The sequence below is a fragment of the Streptomyces sp. NPDC018029 genome, from assembly GCF_044327655.1.
In the GTDB taxonomy this organism is placed as follows: domain Bacteria; phylum Actinomycetota; class Actinomycetes; order Streptomycetales; family Streptomycetaceae; genus Streptomyces.
In genome coordinates, this window is sequence record NZ_JBIRFV010000005.1 from 420,679 (window position 1) to 437,236 (window position 16,558).

Sequence of the window (16,558 nt, forward strand, 5' to 3'; positions counted from 1 at the left end):
ACGCGTGCGAAGGAGCCCGCGATGACTCAGATGATCAGCGCGGACCTGGTCGACCTCGAACTCGACCTGTCCGCCGAAACCAAGGAAGCCGCGGCCCGCTCCCTCGCCGAACGCATGGTTGCCCTCGGGCGGGTGACCGACCTGGACGGGTTCCTCGCCGATGTCGCGGCCCGTGAGGCGCAGATGCCGACCGGCCTGGACGGCGGCATCGGCATCCCGCACTGCCGCAGCGCGCACGTCACCGAGCCGACCCTCGCCTTCGGCCGCTCGGCACGCGGCATCGACTTCGGCGCGCCGGACGGCCCCGCCGACCTGATCTTCCTGATCGCGGCCCCGGCCGGCGCGGACGACGCCCACCTGACGATCCTGTCGTCCCTGGCACGGCAGCTGATGGACGCGGAGTTCACGACCGCGCTGCGATCGGCGGAGTCGGCCACGGAGGCGGCGGCCCTGATCAGCGGCGAGAAGGCCGCAGCCGAATCCGCAGCCGCTCCCGAAGCCGCAGCCGCTCCCGCAGCCGGAACCCCTCCCGAAGCCGCAGCCGGAACCGCTCCGGAAGCCACAACCGGAACTGCTCCCGAAGCCGTCCCCGCTACGGCCGACGCTCCCGACGCCGACCCCAGCCCGACCCCCGACTCCACCCCCACCCCCACCCCCGCCCCCGCCCCCGCCCCCGGGCAACCGTTCCGCATCGTCGCCGTCACCTCCTGTCCCACAGGCATCGCCCACACCTACATGGCCGCGGAGTCCCTCGAAAACGCCGCCCGCGGCGCCGGCGTGGAGATCGCGGTCGAGACGCAGGGGTCGGCCGGCTTCACCCGCCTCGACCCCGAGGTCATCGCCGCCGCGGACGGCGTCGTCTTCGCGCACGACGTCCCGGTACGGGACAAGGACCGCTTCGCCGGAAAGCCCACCGTCGACGTAGGGGTGAAGGCCGGCATCAACCGTCCCGCCGAACTCATCGCGGAGGTGCGGGAGAAGGCTGCACGCGGCGAGACGACCGCCCCCACCACCGGACCCACCCCCGTCGACAACGCGGGCGACAGCGGCGACGGTTACGGAACCAAGCTCCGCAAGTGGCTGATGTCCGGCGTCAGCTACATGGTCCCCTTCGTCGCCGCGGGCGGCCTCCTGATCGCCCTCGGCTTCGCCATCGGCGGCTGGAAGATCGACAAGGCGCCGTCGGTCGCCGAGCACTTCATCTGGACGGACCACACCAGCTGGGCCGCGCTGCTCTTCCAGGTCGGCGGACTCGCCTTCGCCTTCCTCGTACCGGTCCTCGCGGGCTACATCGCGTACGGCATGGCCGACCGGCCCGGCCTGGTCCCCGGCTTCGTCGGCGGTTCGGTGGCCGTCACCATCGACGCCGGTTTCCTCGGCGGTCTCGCCGCGGGCCTGCTCGCGGGCGCCGTCGTCATGGGCATCCAGCGGGTCCGCATCCCGGCCGTGCTGCGCGGCATCATGCCGGTCGTGGTGATCCCGCTGATCTCATCGGCGGTGGTCGGCTTCCTGATGTTCCTCGTGGTCGGCAAGCCCATCGCCTCGCTGCAGAGCGCGCTGACCGACTGGCTGGAAGGCCTCTCCGGGGCCAACGCGGTCATCCTCGGCGTCATTCTCGGCCTGATGATGTGCTTCGACCTCGGCGGCCCGCTGAACAAGGTGGCCTACGCCTTCGCGATCGGCGGCCTCACCCACCCGACCGACGGCAGCCTCAAGGTCATGGCCGCGGTGATGGCGGCCGGCATGGTCCCGCCGCTCGCCATGGCGCTCGCCACGACGGTCCGCGGACGCCTCTTCACCAGGACCGAACGGGAGAACGGCAAGGCGGCCTGGTTCCTCGGCGCCTCCTTCATCACGGAGGGTGCGATTCCGTTCGCGGCGGCCGATCCGTTGCGCGTCATCCCCGCGTCCATGGCGGGCGGCGCCGTCACCGGAGCCCTGTCGATGGCCTTCGGCTGCACTCTGCGCGCGCCGCACGGCGGTGTGTTCGTGGTCCCGCTGATCGGCAGTCCTCTGCTCTACCTGGTGGCGATCGCCGCTGGCGTCTGCGTCTCGACGGTCGTGGTCGTCCTGCTCAAGGGAGCCAGGAAGACGACGCCCGGGGAGGCGGCGGTGGCAGAGGAGAAGGCAGGGGCGGGCGTGACCGATGCCAAGGAGTCCGCTGCGGCGGTCTGAACCGGAGTGTGCGACTTGCGTCACTTCGGGACCTAAGTCCTATTACCCCCTGTCGAAAGCCCCGGGCGCTGTTGTCTACTGGGCCGCATGCTCCAGGATGTCTCGATCGTTCAGCAGATAGGCGTGGCCGTGCTCGCCGTGGCGACCGTCGTCTGGGCCGTCGGCCTGGTGCGGATGATGCGCAAGGGCCGCTTCGACGTGGAGGCGCCGCGCCCCACTCCGTCGCTCCGCGCGCTGCCGGCCCAGCAGGGCCCGCCGCGCGCGGAGACCGTGGAGCTGACGCCGGACGAGCGGGATGCCTTCGCCGGTCTCGTACGGCAGTTCGGCGACGGACGCTGACTCAGGAACGCAAGAACTCGGCAGCTCAGGAGCGATTGCGGGTCCGCGCCGTCCAGTCACGGGCCCTGCGCTCCATCGCGGCGCGGGCCGCCTCCTCGCTGTCGTACACCTCGCACATGTGCCGCCCGTCGGGCGTGAGCGTGTGCTCGACCTCCCACAGGCTGATCTCGCCGCCGTCGAAGAGCAGGAACGCGTGCTCGTAGAGCGAGAAGGACGTGCGTATCTCACCGGTCAGGCAGGGGCGGCCGAAGGCCTGGGTGATCTGGTGCGCGAACGCCGCGCGCAGCAGCCGCGCCACGCTCTCGTCGGGCCGGTCGCCGTCCGGGTTCTCCGCGCGGCGCAGGAGCCGGCGCGCGTGGTCCGCGGAGTCGTCCGGAACATACGCGTGCCGGGGCTCGGAGTCGGCCGGGAACTCGAGCACGACGGGCCGGCCGCACGCCGGCGGGTCGGGCGGCAGCGGCAGCCGTGAGGTGGCGACGCCCGCCTCCTCCTCGTCGGCGTAGACCTCGTGGGTCGGGTCGCTGCCCGGCGCGGTGTTGTGGACGAGCTCCCAGAGGGTCAGCACGGAGGCGTCGGCGAGCAGCCACGTATGTCTGTATGTCTCGCGGTGCAGCCCCGAGCTGTGGTGCGCGGAGTGCAGGGAGCTGTCATGGGCGAGGGCTGTGCTCAGGCGGGCCAGGACCTCGTCCGGCAGATCGAAGGAGTTCAGGGCACGGCCGAGGAGTCGCTCGAGGTGCTCCTCCGGAGAGTGTGGCTCGGGCGACTCGGGTGGCTCGTACGCAGTGTCGTACGGAACGCTCAAGGCTTGCTCCCGGCGTTGCTACATGTCACCTGGTGAGTGCATACCGTAGCCCCTGGGTCCGACATCATGCCCGGGAACGGGAAAACGCGCGAGCAAGATGCCCGGGAACGGGAAAACGCGCGAGCAAGATGCCCGGGATCAGGAAAACGGGCGGGCCACCCCGGGAAGTTCCCGCGTGGCCCGCCCAGTTGCCGGTGCCGTGAGCGCGTCAGCTCGCGCTGCCGGCCGTCCACTCGCTCCAGGACATGTTCCAGCCGTTGAGGCCGTTGTCCGGGGCGATCGTCTTGTCGGGGGAGCCCGTGACCGACACGACGTCACCGATCAGGGAGTTGTTGTAGAACCAGGCGCCCATGGTGTTCGGGTCGCCCGCGCCGCGCGCGTCCTGGAGGCCGACACAGCCGTGGCTGGTGTTGGCGCTGCCGAAGATCGACGGCGAGCCCCAGTAGTTGCCGTGGATGAAGGTGCCCGACGTGGACAGCCGCATGGCGTGCGGCACGTCCTTGATGTCGTACTCCCCGCCGAAGCCGACCGTGTCACCGTTCATCCGGGTCTGGGTGAACTTCTCGGAGATCACCATCTTGCCGTTGTACGTCGGGTTCGACGGGCTGCCCGCGGAGATCGGGATGGTCTTGATGACCTTGCCGTCCCGCTCGACCGTCATCTTCTTGGCCTTGACGTCGACGGTGGAGACCTGCGCGCGGCCGACGGTGAAGGTGACCGTCTTGTGCTGCACGCCGGTGATGCCGTTCCCGCCCTTCACGCCGTCCAGGTTGATCTTCATGGTGACCTTGGAGCCGGCCTTCCAGTACTCCTCGGGCCGGAAGTCGAGGCGCTGGTTGCCGAACCAGTGGCCGACGACCTTCTGGCCGCTGCTCGACGTCACCGTGATGTGCGACTGGACGTCCTTCTTCTCCGTGATCGCCTTGTCGAAGTTGAAGGAGACCGGCATGCCGACGCCGACCGTGGTGCCGCCGTCGGGCGTGTAGCTGCCGATGAAGCTGTTGGCCGTGGAGACGGTGGTGAACGTCGCGTTCTCGGTCGCCGCGTTGCCCTTGGGGTCCTTGGCGTTGGCGGTCACCTTGTACTTCGTGCCGCGCTCCAGCTGCGCCTTCGGCTTCCAGGAGGTGCCGTCACCCGAGATGGTGCCCTCGACCGCGGCGCCGGACGTCACCGACGTCATCTTCACGCTCGTCAGCTTGCCGCCCTTGACCTTGACGCCGGTGGCGTTGATCGAGGCGTCGGTGGCGCCGTCCTTCGAGGAGATGGTGATCTCCGCGCCCTTGGCGGCGGAGTTGGCGCCCTTCTTGTCGTTCTTGGCGTCGGCGTCGCCGCCGCAGGCCGTCAGGGTCAGCGCGCCCACGGCGGCGAGCGCGGTGGCTGCCAGCAGGGCACGGCGCCGGGGGTTGACTATGACCGACCTTGTCACGGGCTGCTCCAAGTACGTGTTCTGATCCAGTTAGGTGTTCTGTTCCAGTACGAGTTAAGAGCGTTCCTGTGCGCGGATAGGTTCCGCCCGGAGGGTGTGAGTGTGAGCACACTCGGTGAGCCCAACGGGCGGCGCTGTGGGGCTGTTTGGGCGTCTTTGGGCTAGTTCCCGGAGGGCTCGTAGAGGTCGAGGTACGCGGGGAAGGTGCCGCCCTGCGTCTTCACGGAATGGGCCGCGAGCAGCGCCCGCGTGATCGCCGCCGTCACCACGTCCGCGCCCGCGGCGAGGATTTCGTTGAGGGCGAGCGGCTTATCGGCGGCCAGGGCGCGCTCTCCGGTGGCGAGGGCGAAGACCGTGTCACCGTCGTTGAGGAGATGGACGGGCCGCACCGCGCGTGCCATCCCGTCGTGCGAGGTGCCGGCCAGCTTCTGCGCCTGCGCCTTGGTGAGTTCGGCGTCGGTGGCGACCACGGCGAGCGTGGTGTTCAGCGGTGGCGGCCCGTTCTCCGCGGCGGCCTCGGCGAGCCGCCGTCGCGCCTCCTCGTGCACCTCGGGCGCGGGGTAACTCACCGGCCGTCCCTCGAAGTACCGCCCGTACAGCACCCCCGTCCCCGGATCGACCCCCGAACCCGCGGCGTTCGCCACGACCAGCGCGGCGACCGTGATCCCCGAGTCGAGGCGGACGCTCGCGCTGCCGACACCGCCCTTGAGACTCCCGACCACCGCGCCGGTGCCCGCCCCCACGTTCCCCTCGACGACGGGCGTGAACGGCTCGGTGCGCGCGGCGTCCTCGACGGCGGCCCGCCCGGTCGCCGCGTCGGGGCGGGCCCCGAAGTCGCCGCCGCGGCCCAGGTCGAAGACGCAGGCGGCCGGGACGACGGGGACGACGTGGGCGGGATCGGGGCCCACCCGCACGCCCCGGCGGCGCTCCTCCAGCCACGCCACCACCCCGGACGCGGAGTCCAGGCCGTACGCACTGCCGCCGGTGAGGACGACCGCCTCGACGCGCTGCACCACATTGCGCGGGTCGAGAGCGTCCGTCTCCCGGGTGCCGGGCCCGCCACCGCGCACGTCCACGGCGGCGACCGCCCCGCCCTCAGGAGCGAGGACCACGGTGGTGCCGGTCAGCCACCCGTCGCCGACCCGCGTGGCGTGGCCGACGCGGAGCCCCGCGACATCGGTCAGGGAGTCAGTAGTCATGCCCCGATCCGTACCACGCACCGCCTCTCATGAGCGCCGCCCCGTACGCGTGGCGAGCGTCACCCGCGCGGAGCCGTGCGTGCCGCACTTGCCATGCGTGCCGTGAGCGTCACCCCCGTCGCGACCGTCGCCGCCGTCACGAGCCCGGCAACGAGCACCGCCCAGCGCCCCGCGAACGTACTCGCCAGCACCGCCAACGTGGCGACCGGCAGCACCAGTTGCTGCGCCGTCCCCACCTTGTAGTAACGGGAGTGCAGCGCCCACACGGTGAACAGGTAGAGCGCCGTCGGCACGGTCACTGCGGCGGACGCCGCCAGCGTCGAGATGTGCGCCTTGCCGACGGCCTGCTCGACCGCCACCTCGATCCCGGCGCCGATCGCAGCGGCCGATCCGAGGATCACGTAGTGGCCGTAACCCCACAGGAACGCCTGACGGTTGCCTGCCAGCCGCCCGTGGATGGGCACCACGAAGTAGATCCACCACGCGGCGAAGACGATGAGGAGGCCGCCCGCGGCGATGGGCAGCAGCTCGTCGAGCGCGTCGTTCTCCTCGATCCCCGACTTCACGGCGACGGTCGCCGCCGCGATGGTCTCGCCGAGCACGATGATGGTGAACAGGCCGTACCGCTCGGAGATGTGGTGCGGGTGCCAGGCCGTCGTGTACGCGCGCTCCGCGATCACCGGCACGCACAGCTCCGCGACCGCCATCACGAGGAACAGCCAGGGCCGGGCGCCCTCCGGCAGGAACAGCAGCCCCGACCAGCCGACCTGGCAGAGCAGCACACCGCACGCGTACCGCAGGGCCGTGCCGCGCTCGGCGCCCGTCGCCGCCCTGGCCACGCGCAGCCACTGGGAGGTGAGCGCGATGCGCATGATCAGGTAGCCGAGCCAGACCAGGAGGAAGTCGTGCTCCTCGAAGGCCTTGGAGACCCCGGCGGCGAAGACGAGCACACCGGCGATCTGGACCAGCGTGACCACGCGGTACAGCACGTCGTCGTTGTCGTACGCCGAGGCGAACCACGAGAAGTTGACCCACGCCCAGAACAGCGCGAAGAAGACCATCGCGTAGTTGAGGACGCCCTCGCCCGCGTGCCCCTCGGCGACGGCGTGCACCAGCTCCGCACCGGCCTGCGCGACCGCCACGACGAAGCACAGGTCGAAGAAGAGCTCCAGCGGTGTCGCGGCGCGGTGCTCCTCGTCGCGCCCGCGGGAGAGGAGCGGCCGCAGCGGCTTCGGGGCGGCGGAGGGCGGGCCGGTGTGCGGTGGGGGAGAGGCAGAAGCGGAGGTCATTCCTCCACAACAGCAGAACGCGTACGCCGGACCGGGCTGCGGCGCCGGGCGGCACGGCTGCGCCACCCGGGCGCCGCAGCGCCCGGGGTACGAAGTCCTGCCGCGCTCCCTGACCTTGGCCCCGGTCTTTCGCCCGGCCGTCAGGTGCCCTATGCCTCTGCCCGCGCGGGCCGGCGCGACGGACCGTGGAGATGTCAGGCCCCGTAGCAAGGTCGGGACCCTGAGCGAACCGGGAACCAACATGAGACCGCCTGTCGCCCACCCCACGCGGACCGAGCCCACGCGGACCGAGCCCACGGGTACGTCGTACGACCCCGCCGTCGCACCGCGCGACCCCGCCAGAGCGTACGACCCCACGCGGACGACGTACGATCCCGCGCAGTACCGGCCCGGCAGGACCATCACCGACTGGGAACCGGAGAACGAACTCTTCTGGCGGTCCACAGGCCGGAAGGTCGCCGTCCGCAACCTGTGGATCGCGGTCCCCGCCCTGCTCGTCGCCTTCGTCGTCTGGCAGGTGTGGTCGGTCACCGCAACCAACCTCAAGGACGTCGGCTTCGGCTTCTCCACCTCTCAGCTGTTCTGGCTGACGGCGGTCCCCGGCCTGACGGGCGGCACGGCCCGGATCCTCTACACCTTCCTCGGCCCGATGATCGGCCAGCGCCGCTTCACCGCGCTCTCCACCGTCGTCCTGGTCGTCCCGCTGATCTGGCTCGGCATCGCGGTCCAGAACCCCGACACCTCGTACGGCGTGATGATCGCCATCGCGGCACTCTGCGGCATCGGCGGCGCCAACTTCGCCTCGTCCCTCGCCAACATCGGCTTCTTCTTCCCCAAGAAGGACAAGGGGAACGCGACCGGCATCAACGGCGGCCTCGGCAACCTCGGCGTCTCCGTCGTCCAGCTGCTCACCCCCATCGTCATCACCAGCTCGGTCGTCGCGGTCGGCTCCGCCCAGCACAAGGCCGACGGCACGCCGGTCTGGCTGCAGAACGCCGCGTTCCTGTGGGTGCCGGTCCTGGTGGTCCTGGCCGCCGTCGCGTGGTTCGGCCAGAACGACCTCAAGGTCGCCTCCACCCCCTTCAGCCAGCAGAAGATCATCTTCAGGCGTAAGCACAACTGGCTGATGACCTGGCTCTACGTCGGTACGTTCGGCTCCTTCATCGGCTTCGCCGCCGCCCTGCCGATGCTCATCAACACCACGTTCACCCCGATCGACGCGGCCTACTCCGCGGCCACCTACGCCTGGATGGGGCCGGCCGTGGGTGCGCTCGCCCGGTGGGCCGGCGGCTGGATCGCCGACAAGATGGGCGGCGCGAGGGTCACCATCATCTCGTTCGTCGGCATGGCTCTGGCGATCATCGGCGTCATCGGCTTCCTGCCCTCCGGCGGCGACAACGGCAACTTCTGGGGCTTCTTCGCCTGCTTCCTGCTCGCGTTCCTCTTCTCGGGCATCGGCAACGGCTCGACGTTCCGCCAGATCCCGGTGATCTTCCGCAACCAGCACCTGAAGGGCCTTACCGAGGGCACGCCCGAGTACACGAAGGCGCTGAAGCAGTCGGAGATGGAGGCGGGCGCCGTCACCGGCTTCACCTCCGCCATCGCGGCGTACGGCTTCTTCTTCATCCCGGCGATGTTCGCCAACTTCTCGGTCACCAGCGCGATGTGGGGCTTCGTGGCCTTCTACGTCAGCTGCATCGCGGTGACCTGGTGGTTCTACGCCCGCAAGGGAGCGGAGTCGCCGAGCTGACGCATGAGGGGCGCCCGCGGTGAAGAAGCGGTACGGAAGCAGAAGGTACGAAAGGTACGGATCATGACTGCCACCCCCACGGAAACGACAGTGAACGGTGAGGCTCGGGACGCCGAAGCTTGGGACGGCGAGGCCCGGGAAGGCGAGGCCTGGGACGGCTTCGAAGGCGGCCCGTGGCGGGACGCCATCGACGTCCGTGACTTCGTGCAGCGGAACTACACCCCGTACGAAGGAGACGGCTCCTTCCTGACCGGACCGACCGCACGCACCACCCAGGTCTGGCAGAAGCTCCTCTCGATGTTCCCCACCGAGATCGAGCGCGGCATTCATGACGTGGACGTGAAGACCCCCTCCCGCATCGACGCCTTCAAGCCCGGCTACGTCGACGGCTCGGCCGCCGACCACAAGGACCTCATCGTCGGCCTGCAGACCGACGCCCCGCTCAAGCGCGCCATCATGCCCAACGGCGGTTGGCGCATGGTCGAGGGCGCACTCAACGCCTACGGCCACCAGGCCGACCCCGACGTCCGGGACATCTACACGCACCTGCGCAAGACCCACAACGAAGGCGTCTTCGACGCCTACACCCCCGAGATCCGCGCCTGCCGCTCCTCCGGCATCATCACCGGCCTGCCCGACGCCTACGGCCGCGGCCGCATCATCGGCGACTACCGCCGCGTCGCCCTCTACGGCGTCGACCGGCTCATCGCCGCGAAGGAGACCGACAAGGCCGCCCTCGGCGAACAGTGGGCGACCGAGGACGTCATCCGCGGCCGCGAGGAGATCTCCGAGCAGATCAAGGCCCTCGAGGAACTGAAGGCCATGGCCATGTCGTACGGCTACGACATCGCGCGGCCCGCCGCCACCGGCCGCGAGGCCGTCCAGTGGCTCTACTTCGCCTACCTCGCCGCCGTGAAGGAGCAGAACGGCGCGGCCATGTCGATCGGCCGCATCGACTCCTTCCTCGACATCTACCTCCAGCGCGACATCGAGGCCGGCCGCATCACCGAGTCCGAGGCCCAGGAGTTCATCGACGACTTCGTCATCAAGCTCCGCATTGTCCGCTTCTTGCGCACCCCCGAGTACAACGAGCTGTACTCCGGCGACCCGACCTGGGTCACCTGGTCGATGGCCGGCATCGGCGAGGACGGCCGCCCCCTGGTCTCGCGCACCACCTTCCGCGCCCTGCAGACCCTCTACAACCTCGGCCCCGCCCCCGAGCCGAACCTCACCGTCTTCTGGTCGCGGCGGCTGCCCCGGGGCTTCAAGGACTTCGCCGCCCAGGTCGCCATCGACACCTCGGCCATCCAGTTCGAGTCCGACGAGCTGATGCGCCCCAAGTACGGCGATGACACCGCGATCGCCTGCTGCGTCTCCGCGATGGCCGTCGGCAAGCAGATGCAGTTCTTCGGAGCCCGCGTCAACGTCGCCAAGGCCCTCCTCTACGCGATCAACGGCGGCCGGGACGAGAGGACCGGCAAGACCGTCGTCCAGGGCTTCACACCCATCGACGGCGACTACCTGGACTACCCGACGGTCGTGCGGCAGTACGACGCGATGCTCGACTGGCTCGCCAAGACCTACGTCCACGCGCTCAACGTCATCCACTACATGCACGACAAGTACGCCTACGAACGCATCGAGATGGCGCTGCACGACCGGGACGTCCTGCGCACCATGGCGTGCGGCATCGCCGGGCTCTCGGTCGCCGCCGACTCGCTCTCGGCGATCAAGCACGCCAGGGTCAGGGTGATCCGCGACGAGACCGGCCTCGCCGTCGACTACGAGATCGAGGGCGACTACCCCGCCTACGGGAACAACGACGACCGTGCCGACGACATCGCCCGGCGCATCGTGCACGACTTCATGGAGAAGGTCCGCAAGCACCCCACCTACCGGAACGCGGTGCACACCCAGTCGGTGCTGACCATCACCTCGAACGTCGTCTACGGCAAGAAGACCGGCAACACCCCCGACGGCCGCCGCGCCGGGACGCCCTTCGCCCCGGGCGCCAACCCGATGAACGGCCGCGACGAACACGGCTACATCGCCTCGGCGATGTCGGTCGCCAAGCTGCCCTACGACGACGCCGAGGACGGCATCTCGCTGACCAACACCATCACCCCCGACGCACTCGGCCGCACCCCCGAGGAGCGCGTCGCGAACCTCGCCGGAGTCCTGGACGGCTTCATGGCGAGCGACGGCTTCCACATGAACGTGAACGTGCTCGACAAGGCCACCCTGGAGGACGCCATGCGGCACCCGGAGAACTACCCGCAGCTGACCATCCGGGTCTCGGGATACGCGGTGAACTTCATCAGGCTCACCCGGGACCAGCAGCTCGACGTCATCAACCGCACCTTCCACGGCTCCCTCTGAGCCCTCCGCGAGCAGTTCGGGAGTACCGCCATGGCTGTCCTCACCCCCGCGGCGACCGTCACCCGCCGCCCCGTCACCGGCTCGGTCCACTCCTGGGACCTGTCCACCGGCGTCGACGGGCCCGGGGCGCGCTTCGTCACGTTCCTCGCGGGGTGTCCCCTGGCCTGCCTGTACTGCCACAACCCCGACACCTGGCGGATGCGCGACGGCAAGCGGACCACGGCCGACGACGTCATCGGGGAAGCCGCCAAATACACCCGGTTCATCTCCGCGGCCGGGGGCGGAGCCACCGTCAGCGGCGGCGAACCCCTCCTGCAGCCCGTCTTCACCGGCGAGCTCCTGCACCGCCTCAAGCACGAGCTGGGGCTGCACACCGCACTCGACACGTCCGGCCACCTCGGCAGCCGGGCCACCGACGCCCTGCTCCGCGACGTCGACCTCGTCCTGCTCGACATCAAGTCCTGGGACCCCGAGACCTACCGGAACCTCACCGGCCGCCCTCTGCGGCCCACCCTGGACTTCGCCCGCCGCCTGGCCGGCCTCGACCAGGAGACGTGGGTGCGCTTCGTCCTCGTCCCCGGAGTGACCGACGACCCGGCGAACATCGAGGGCGTCGCCCGCTTCGCCGCCTCGCTCGGCAACGTCACGCGCGTCGACGTGCTGCCCTTCCACAAGCTGGGCGAGGCGAAGTGGGACGCGCTCGGCAAGGACTTCACGCTCCGCGGCACCCCCTCGCCCACGCCGGACCAGGTGGCCGCCGCGAAGGGGATCTTCGCAGCTCAGGGCCTCAAGGCCGTCTGAACCGAGCGGCCGGGCCCGGCCGACGTACTCTGGAGGCATGAGTACCGCCCCCGCCCCCGAACCGCGCGATCCGGACAAGCCGAAGCCCAAGGCGAAGAACAAGCTGGTCTTCGACGACCCGCTGTCGCAGCAGTCTTCGGACGATACGGACCGAGGGTGGGGCGAGCGGGCCGAGACCGGCGGCGACAGCGCCGCCGACCTGGCGCGCTTCCTCGACGAGAAGCCGCCCCACCACCTCTGAGCCCGCCCCCTGAGAGCCCGCCACCTCCGGGCCCACCGCCCCAGAGCCCGCGCGTCCCCCGGCGCCGGTCCGCGCGCTACTCCTCGCGGTGTCCCGAGCCGCGCTGCGCCACCAGGGCGTCGCGGATCTCCTTGAGCACCTCCAGCTCGGTGAGCTCCATGACCTCCTTCGTGCCTTCCTTCTCGGCCCGCCGCGCCGCGACCCTCGCGAGGTACTTGGCCATCGGCAGCACCATCAGGAAGTACACGACGGCCGCGGTGATCACGAAGCTGAGGACCGCGCTGAGCACGGAACCCCACATGATCGGGATTCCCTTGGTGACCTCGCCCGCGCCGTTCATCTGGCACGGCGATTTCAGGCACGAGCTGTAGTGATCGAGGTCCTTCGTCCCGAAGGCGCCGACCAGCGGGTTGATGACACCCTTGACCACCGAGTTCACGATGTTCGTGAAGGCGGCGCCGATGACCACCGCGACCGCCAGGTCGACGACATTGCCGCGCATCAGGAAGGCCTTGAAGCCCTCCCAGACGCCCGGTTCCTTCTTCTCGCTCACCACGAGGCCTTTCGTTGCATGTGCGGGTTGCTGGACAAACAACTTCGCAACCTACGTGAGGCCATGGCGGACCTGTCCAATCGTCCCGCACGAACGAGCTACTTGACAGGCTGTCAGTGCGATCGTGAACGTTCCGCTTCATCGCAGGGTCACCGCGAGACGTGTGCTCGCGCCGGCTCCGGCCAGCCGTGCCGCCGTGTCTCGCGGGACGGAGAACACCACCAACGCCCCGCTCTCGGCAGCCCCTTCCCCGGCCCCGCCCCCCGGCTCGGGCACCTCGGACACGCGCGCCCCGGCCGCCACCACGCGCGGCTTCGCACCACCCGCGGGCGGCCCGTCGGCGGCGATCACGTCGACCCGGTCGCCGGGGCGCAGCAGGCGCGCCGCCTCCGCGTCCGCGATCCGCACGGGCGCCGCCACGGCTGCCCCTGCCGATGACGCCGCTGACGCCGCTTCCACCGGCTCCGCGGCGGACGCGATCTCCTGCGGGCGGGCCGCGTCGCGCGGTGCCGTGGCCGCGAGGGCGGCGGCGGTCATCGCGAGCCCCACGGCCATCGCCCGGCGTCTGTGCCGCAGCAGCCGGCGCAGCCGCGGATGGCCGCCGCGCACCCGCACGGGCGGGAAGTGGGGGACCGGGCGGCCGTCCGCCGGTCGGGTCTGAGGGGGTACGTGCGTCACGACAACCACCGCCTGCGGTGCGAGGAGCTGGGCTTCCGCTCCCACGATGCAGGCCCGCGCCGATTCCCGCCGAGCCCCGTGGACTACTCGCCGGTTGTGGACAACTCCCTCACCCGAAGGGGCACTTCCAGCCCTTCACAGGCCGTCGGCCCCAGACCCCAGACCTAAGCCCTCTCACGGCAACCGGATCCCCGGATCCATCCCGCCCAACGCCCCCGCGCACCCGCACTCCCGCCCCCGGTCGCCCTGCGGCAGCCCCGCGACCGCGTCGAACAGCACGCCCCGCAGCCGGTCCACATTGGCCGCGAACACCCGCAGGACCTCCTCGTGCGAGACGCCCTCGCCGCTCTCCGCGCCCGCGTCCAGATCCGTGACCAGCGTCAGCGACGTGTAGCAGAGCTCCAGCTCGCGGGCGAGCGCCGCCTCAGGGTGGCCGGTCATGCCCACCACCGACCAGCCCTGCTCCGCGTACCAGCGTGATTCCGCCCGGGTCGAGAAGCGCGGCCCCTCGACCACGACCAGCGTCCCGCCGTCCACCGGCTCCCAGTCGCGGCCGCGGGCGGCCTTCAGCGCGGCCCCGCGGCCCGCGCGGCAGTACGGGTCGGCGAGCGAGACGTGCACGACGTTCGGCACGCTTCCGTCGGGCAGCGGCACGCCGTCGAAGTACGTCTGCGCTCGCGTCAGGGTGCGGTCCACGAGCTGGTCGGGCACCAGCAGGGTGCCCGGCCCGTACTCGGGGCGCAGCCCGCCGACCGCGCACGGCCCGAGCACCTGCCGTACGCCGACGGAGCGCAGCGCCCAGAGGTTCGCGCGGTAGTTGATGCGGTGCGGCGGCAGGTGGTGGCCGCGGCCGTGCCGGGGCAGGAAGGCGACCCGCCGCCCGGCGATCTCACCGAGGAAGAGGGAGTCGCTCGGGGCTCCGTAGGGGGTGTCGACCTGCGTCTCGGTCACGTCGTCGAGGAAGGAGTAGAAGCCGGAGCCGCCGATCACGCCGATCTCGGCCCGCGGGACGCTCGCCTTCGCCGTGTTCACCATGGCCCGCACAGTAGCCGGGGCGGCACATGCCGACGACCCCGCCGTCGCAGGACGGCGGGGTCACACGGAAGAACCTGCGGGAAGTCCTACGCGGCCGAGCTCGACGTGGACGTCGAGGAGGAGCCGGACGACTTGGAGTCCGAGGACGAGGAGGACGACGAAGACGATGCCGCCTTCGATGCCGAGGAGTCGGACGAGGCCGACTTCGACGACGCGTTCGCCGGGGTGCTGCTCGACGACGAACCGCGGCTGTCGTTGCGGTAGAAGCCGGAGCCCTTGAAGACGATGCCGACCGCCGAGAACACCTTCTTGAGGCGTCCGTCGCAGTTGGGGCAAACAGTCAGGGCGTCATCGGTGAACTTCTGCACCGCCTCGAGGCCCTCGCCGCACTCGGTGCACTGGTACTGGTACGTCGGCACTTGCTTCCTCCTGGCACTCTCACTCGATGAGTGCTAACGACGGTCCATAGTGACGTATTCCGCGGGATCAGTCCACTGACACCGGCACGCGGTGACCGACGCCACGTGCCACGGTGCGGCCCGAGGACTTCGGAGCGAGCCGCGAGCGCAGCGTCACGAGGACCACGAGGGCCAGTGCCGTGCCGCCCAGCGGGACCAGGAATCCGGCCCCGTCCCAGAAGCGGTCCTCCAGCTGTCCGGCGACCGTGACGGCCGCCGCCTGCCCGAGCGCGACCGCGCCGGTCAGCCAGGTGAAGGCCTCCGTGCGGGCGGTCGGCGCGACCAGCTTGTCGACCAGGGTGTAGCCGGTGATCAGGGCGGGCGCGATGCAGACGCCGACCAGCAGGCCGAGACCGGCGAGCAGCGGCACGGAGTGCGCGGCCCACAGTCCGGAGGCCATCAGAGTGAGTGCCGCGTACCCGACGAGGAGCCGGCGCTGCGGCGAGATCTTCCAGGCGATGGCGCCGCAGGCGACACCGGAGAGCATGTTGCCCGCCGCGAACGTGCCGTACAGGACGCCGTTCAGGCCGGGCTCGCCGATCGACTCGGTGAAGGCGGCCAGCGAGACCTGCATGCCGCCGAAGACGGCGCCGATTCCGAGGAACGTGACGATCAGGACCCGCACTCCGGGGATGCGGAGCGCCGAGACGTGCTCCACGCGCGCGTGGGCGTCGTCGTGGGCGGACGGCTGCGGCTGGGTGCTCTTCTGCGCGGCGAAGAGCAGACCGCCCACCAGGGTGAGCCCGGCCTCGGTGAGGAGTCCCGCGGAGGGCGAGATGCCGGTGCACAGGGCGGTGGCGAGGAGCGGGCCGAGGACGAAGGTCAGCTCGTCGGTGACCGACTCGAAGGCGGCCGCGGTGGTGGCGAGGGGGGAGCCCTGCAGCTTGACGCCCCAGCGGGCCCGCACCATGGGGCCGATCTGCGGCGTCGACGCGCCCGCGGGCACGGCGGCCACGAAGAGCGCCCACAAGGGGGCGTCGGAGAGCGCGAGCACCGTCAGCGTGACGACGGACGCGGAGTGGACGAGCACGCCCGGCAGCAGGACGGCGCGCTGCCCGAACCGGTCGGCGAGCTTGCCGGTGAAGGGGGCGAAGAGCGCCATGGAGACGCCGGTGACGGCCGAGACGGCGCCCGCGGCACCGTACGAGCCGGTGGTGTGCTGCACCAGCAGGACGATGGAGATGGTCAGCATCGCGAACGGCTGTCGCGCCGCGAAGCCGGGGAGCAGGAACGTCCATGCGCGAGGGGTGCGCAGGAGCTGTCCGTAACCCGGGCGGGATTCGGTGACCGTGGATGCCACGGCCCGTGCCTTTCTGCCGCCTGGTAGCGGTCGCCCTGGTGGGGCGACGACGCCGAGAGCTGTCCTCTTGCGCGGAACTGCGGTAGATGCCGGGCTCCACTGCGGAGGGCGCCTCGGCCGCCATACGGTCGCG

15 protein-coding genes are annotated in these 16,558 nt (G+C 70.6%); 6 read left to right on the top strand and 9 right to left on the bottom strand.

Annotated features, from left to right (window positions below):
* Positions 1-21: 21 nt before the first annotated feature.
* Together ACH4D5_RS18170 and ACH4D5_RS18175 are read left to right on the top strand one after the other, a co-directional pair.
* Positions 22-2,175 carry a fructose-specific PTS transporter subunit EIIC gene (locus ACH4D5_RS18170; RefSeq protein ID WP_398303329.1) on the top strand — a complete coding sequence of 718 codons (2,154 nt, stop codon included), beginning with the start codon at positions 22-24 and terminating at the stop codon, positions 2,173-2,175.
* Between the two features lie 87 nt (positions 2,176-2,262).
* On the top strand, positions 2,263-2,514 hold the full coding sequence (locus ACH4D5_RS18175) for a hypothetical protein (protein WP_398303331.1): 252 nt from the start codon (positions 2,263-2,265) through the stop codon (positions 2,512-2,514).
* A 25-nt stretch (positions 2,515-2,539) separates the two neighbouring features.
* On the opposite strand, the gene ACH4D5_RS18180 is transcribed toward ACH4D5_RS18175, so the two are convergent.
* The 4 genes from ACH4D5_RS18180 to ACH4D5_RS18195 form a co-directional block, all read right to left on the bottom strand.
* Positions 2,540-3,316, bottom strand: a complete 777-nt coding sequence (locus ACH4D5_RS18180; protein ID WP_398303333.1) for a DUF6227 family protein — start codon at positions 3,314-3,316, stop codon at positions 2,540-2,542.
* 208 nt (positions 3,317-3,524) lie between these two features.
* Positions 3,525-4,754: an Ig-like domain-containing protein gene (locus tag ACH4D5_RS18185; RefSeq protein WP_398303335.1), complete on the bottom strand. Its 1,230-nt coding sequence runs from the start codon at positions 4,752-4,754 to the stop codon at positions 3,525-3,527.
* Between the two features lie 149 nt (positions 4,755-4,903).
* The gene (locus tag ACH4D5_RS18190; protein WP_398303337.1) at positions 4,904-5,941 is read right to left on the bottom strand and encodes a P1 family peptidase; all 1,038 of its coding nucleotides are present in this window, start codon (positions 5,939-5,941) and stop codon (positions 4,904-4,906) included.
* Between the two features lie 59 nt (positions 5,942-6,000).
* A complete protein-coding gene (locus ACH4D5_RS18195) occupies positions 6,001-7,230 on the bottom strand; it encodes a low temperature requirement protein A (protein ID WP_398303339.1) in 1,230 nt (409 codons plus the stop codon).
* Between the two features lie 241 nt (positions 7,231-7,471).
* On the opposite strand from ACH4D5_RS18195, the gene ACH4D5_RS18200 reads away from it, so the two are divergent.
* The 4 genes from ACH4D5_RS18200 to ACH4D5_RS18215 all read left to right on the top strand — a co-directional run bounded on the left by ACH4D5_RS18200 (position 7,472) and on the right by ACH4D5_RS18215 (position 12,401).
* Positions 7,472-8,980 (top strand): NarK family nitrate/nitrite MFS transporter, encoded by a 1,509-nt coding sequence (locus ACH4D5_RS18200; RefSeq protein WP_398303341.1) that lies wholly within the window; start codon positions 7,472-7,474, stop codon positions 8,978-8,980.
* Positions 8,981-9,043: 63 nt separating this feature from the next.
* Positions 9,044-11,359: a formate C-acetyltransferase gene (pflB, locus tag ACH4D5_RS18205; protein ID WP_398303343.1), complete on the top strand. Its 2,316-nt coding sequence runs from the start codon at positions 9,044-9,046 to the stop codon at positions 11,357-11,359.
* Between the two features lie 30 nt (positions 11,360-11,389).
* Positions 11,390-12,160 (top strand): pyruvate formate-lyase-activating protein, encoded by a 771-nt coding sequence (pflA, locus tag ACH4D5_RS18210; RefSeq protein ID WP_398303345.1) that lies wholly within the window; start codon positions 11,390-11,392, stop codon positions 12,158-12,160.
* Between the two features lie 37 nt (positions 12,161-12,197).
* Entirely contained in the window at positions 12,198-12,401 is a 204-nt protein-coding gene (locus ACH4D5_RS18215) for a hypothetical protein (RefSeq protein WP_398303347.1), read from the top strand.
* Between the two features lie 76 nt (positions 12,402-12,477).
* Here the strand turns inward: ACH4D5_RS18215 and mscL are convergent, their stop codons facing one another.
* The 5 genes from mscL to ACH4D5_RS18240 form a co-directional block, all read right to left on the bottom strand.
* Positions 12,478-12,954, bottom strand: coding sequence for a large conductance mechanosensitive channel protein MscL (mscL, locus tag ACH4D5_RS18220; protein WP_398303349.1), 477 nt, complete (start codon positions 12,952-12,954; stop codon positions 12,478-12,480).
* Positions 12,955-13,092: 138 nt separating this feature from the next.
* Positions 13,093-13,632, bottom strand: a complete 540-nt coding sequence (locus ACH4D5_RS18225) for an RcpC/CpaB family pilus assembly protein (protein ID WP_398303351.1) — start codon at positions 13,630-13,632, stop codon at positions 13,093-13,095.
* Between the two features lie 174 nt (positions 13,633-13,806).
* Positions 13,807-14,667, bottom strand: a complete 861-nt coding sequence (locus ACH4D5_RS18230) for an S-methyl-5'-thioadenosine phosphorylase (RefSeq protein ID WP_398303353.1) — start codon at positions 14,665-14,667, stop codon at positions 13,807-13,809.
* Positions 14,668-14,753: 86 nt separating this feature from the next.
* Positions 14,754-15,086 carry an FmdB family zinc ribbon protein gene (locus ACH4D5_RS18235; protein WP_398303355.1) on the bottom strand — a complete coding sequence of 111 codons (333 nt, stop codon included), beginning with the start codon at positions 15,084-15,086 and terminating at the stop codon, positions 14,754-14,756.
* Positions 15,087-15,153: 67 nt separating this feature from the next.
* Positions 15,154-16,425, bottom strand: a complete 1,272-nt coding sequence (locus ACH4D5_RS18240; RefSeq protein ID WP_398303357.1) for an MFS transporter — start codon at positions 16,423-16,425, stop codon at positions 15,154-15,156.
* Positions 16,426-16,558: the final 133 nt, after the last annotated feature.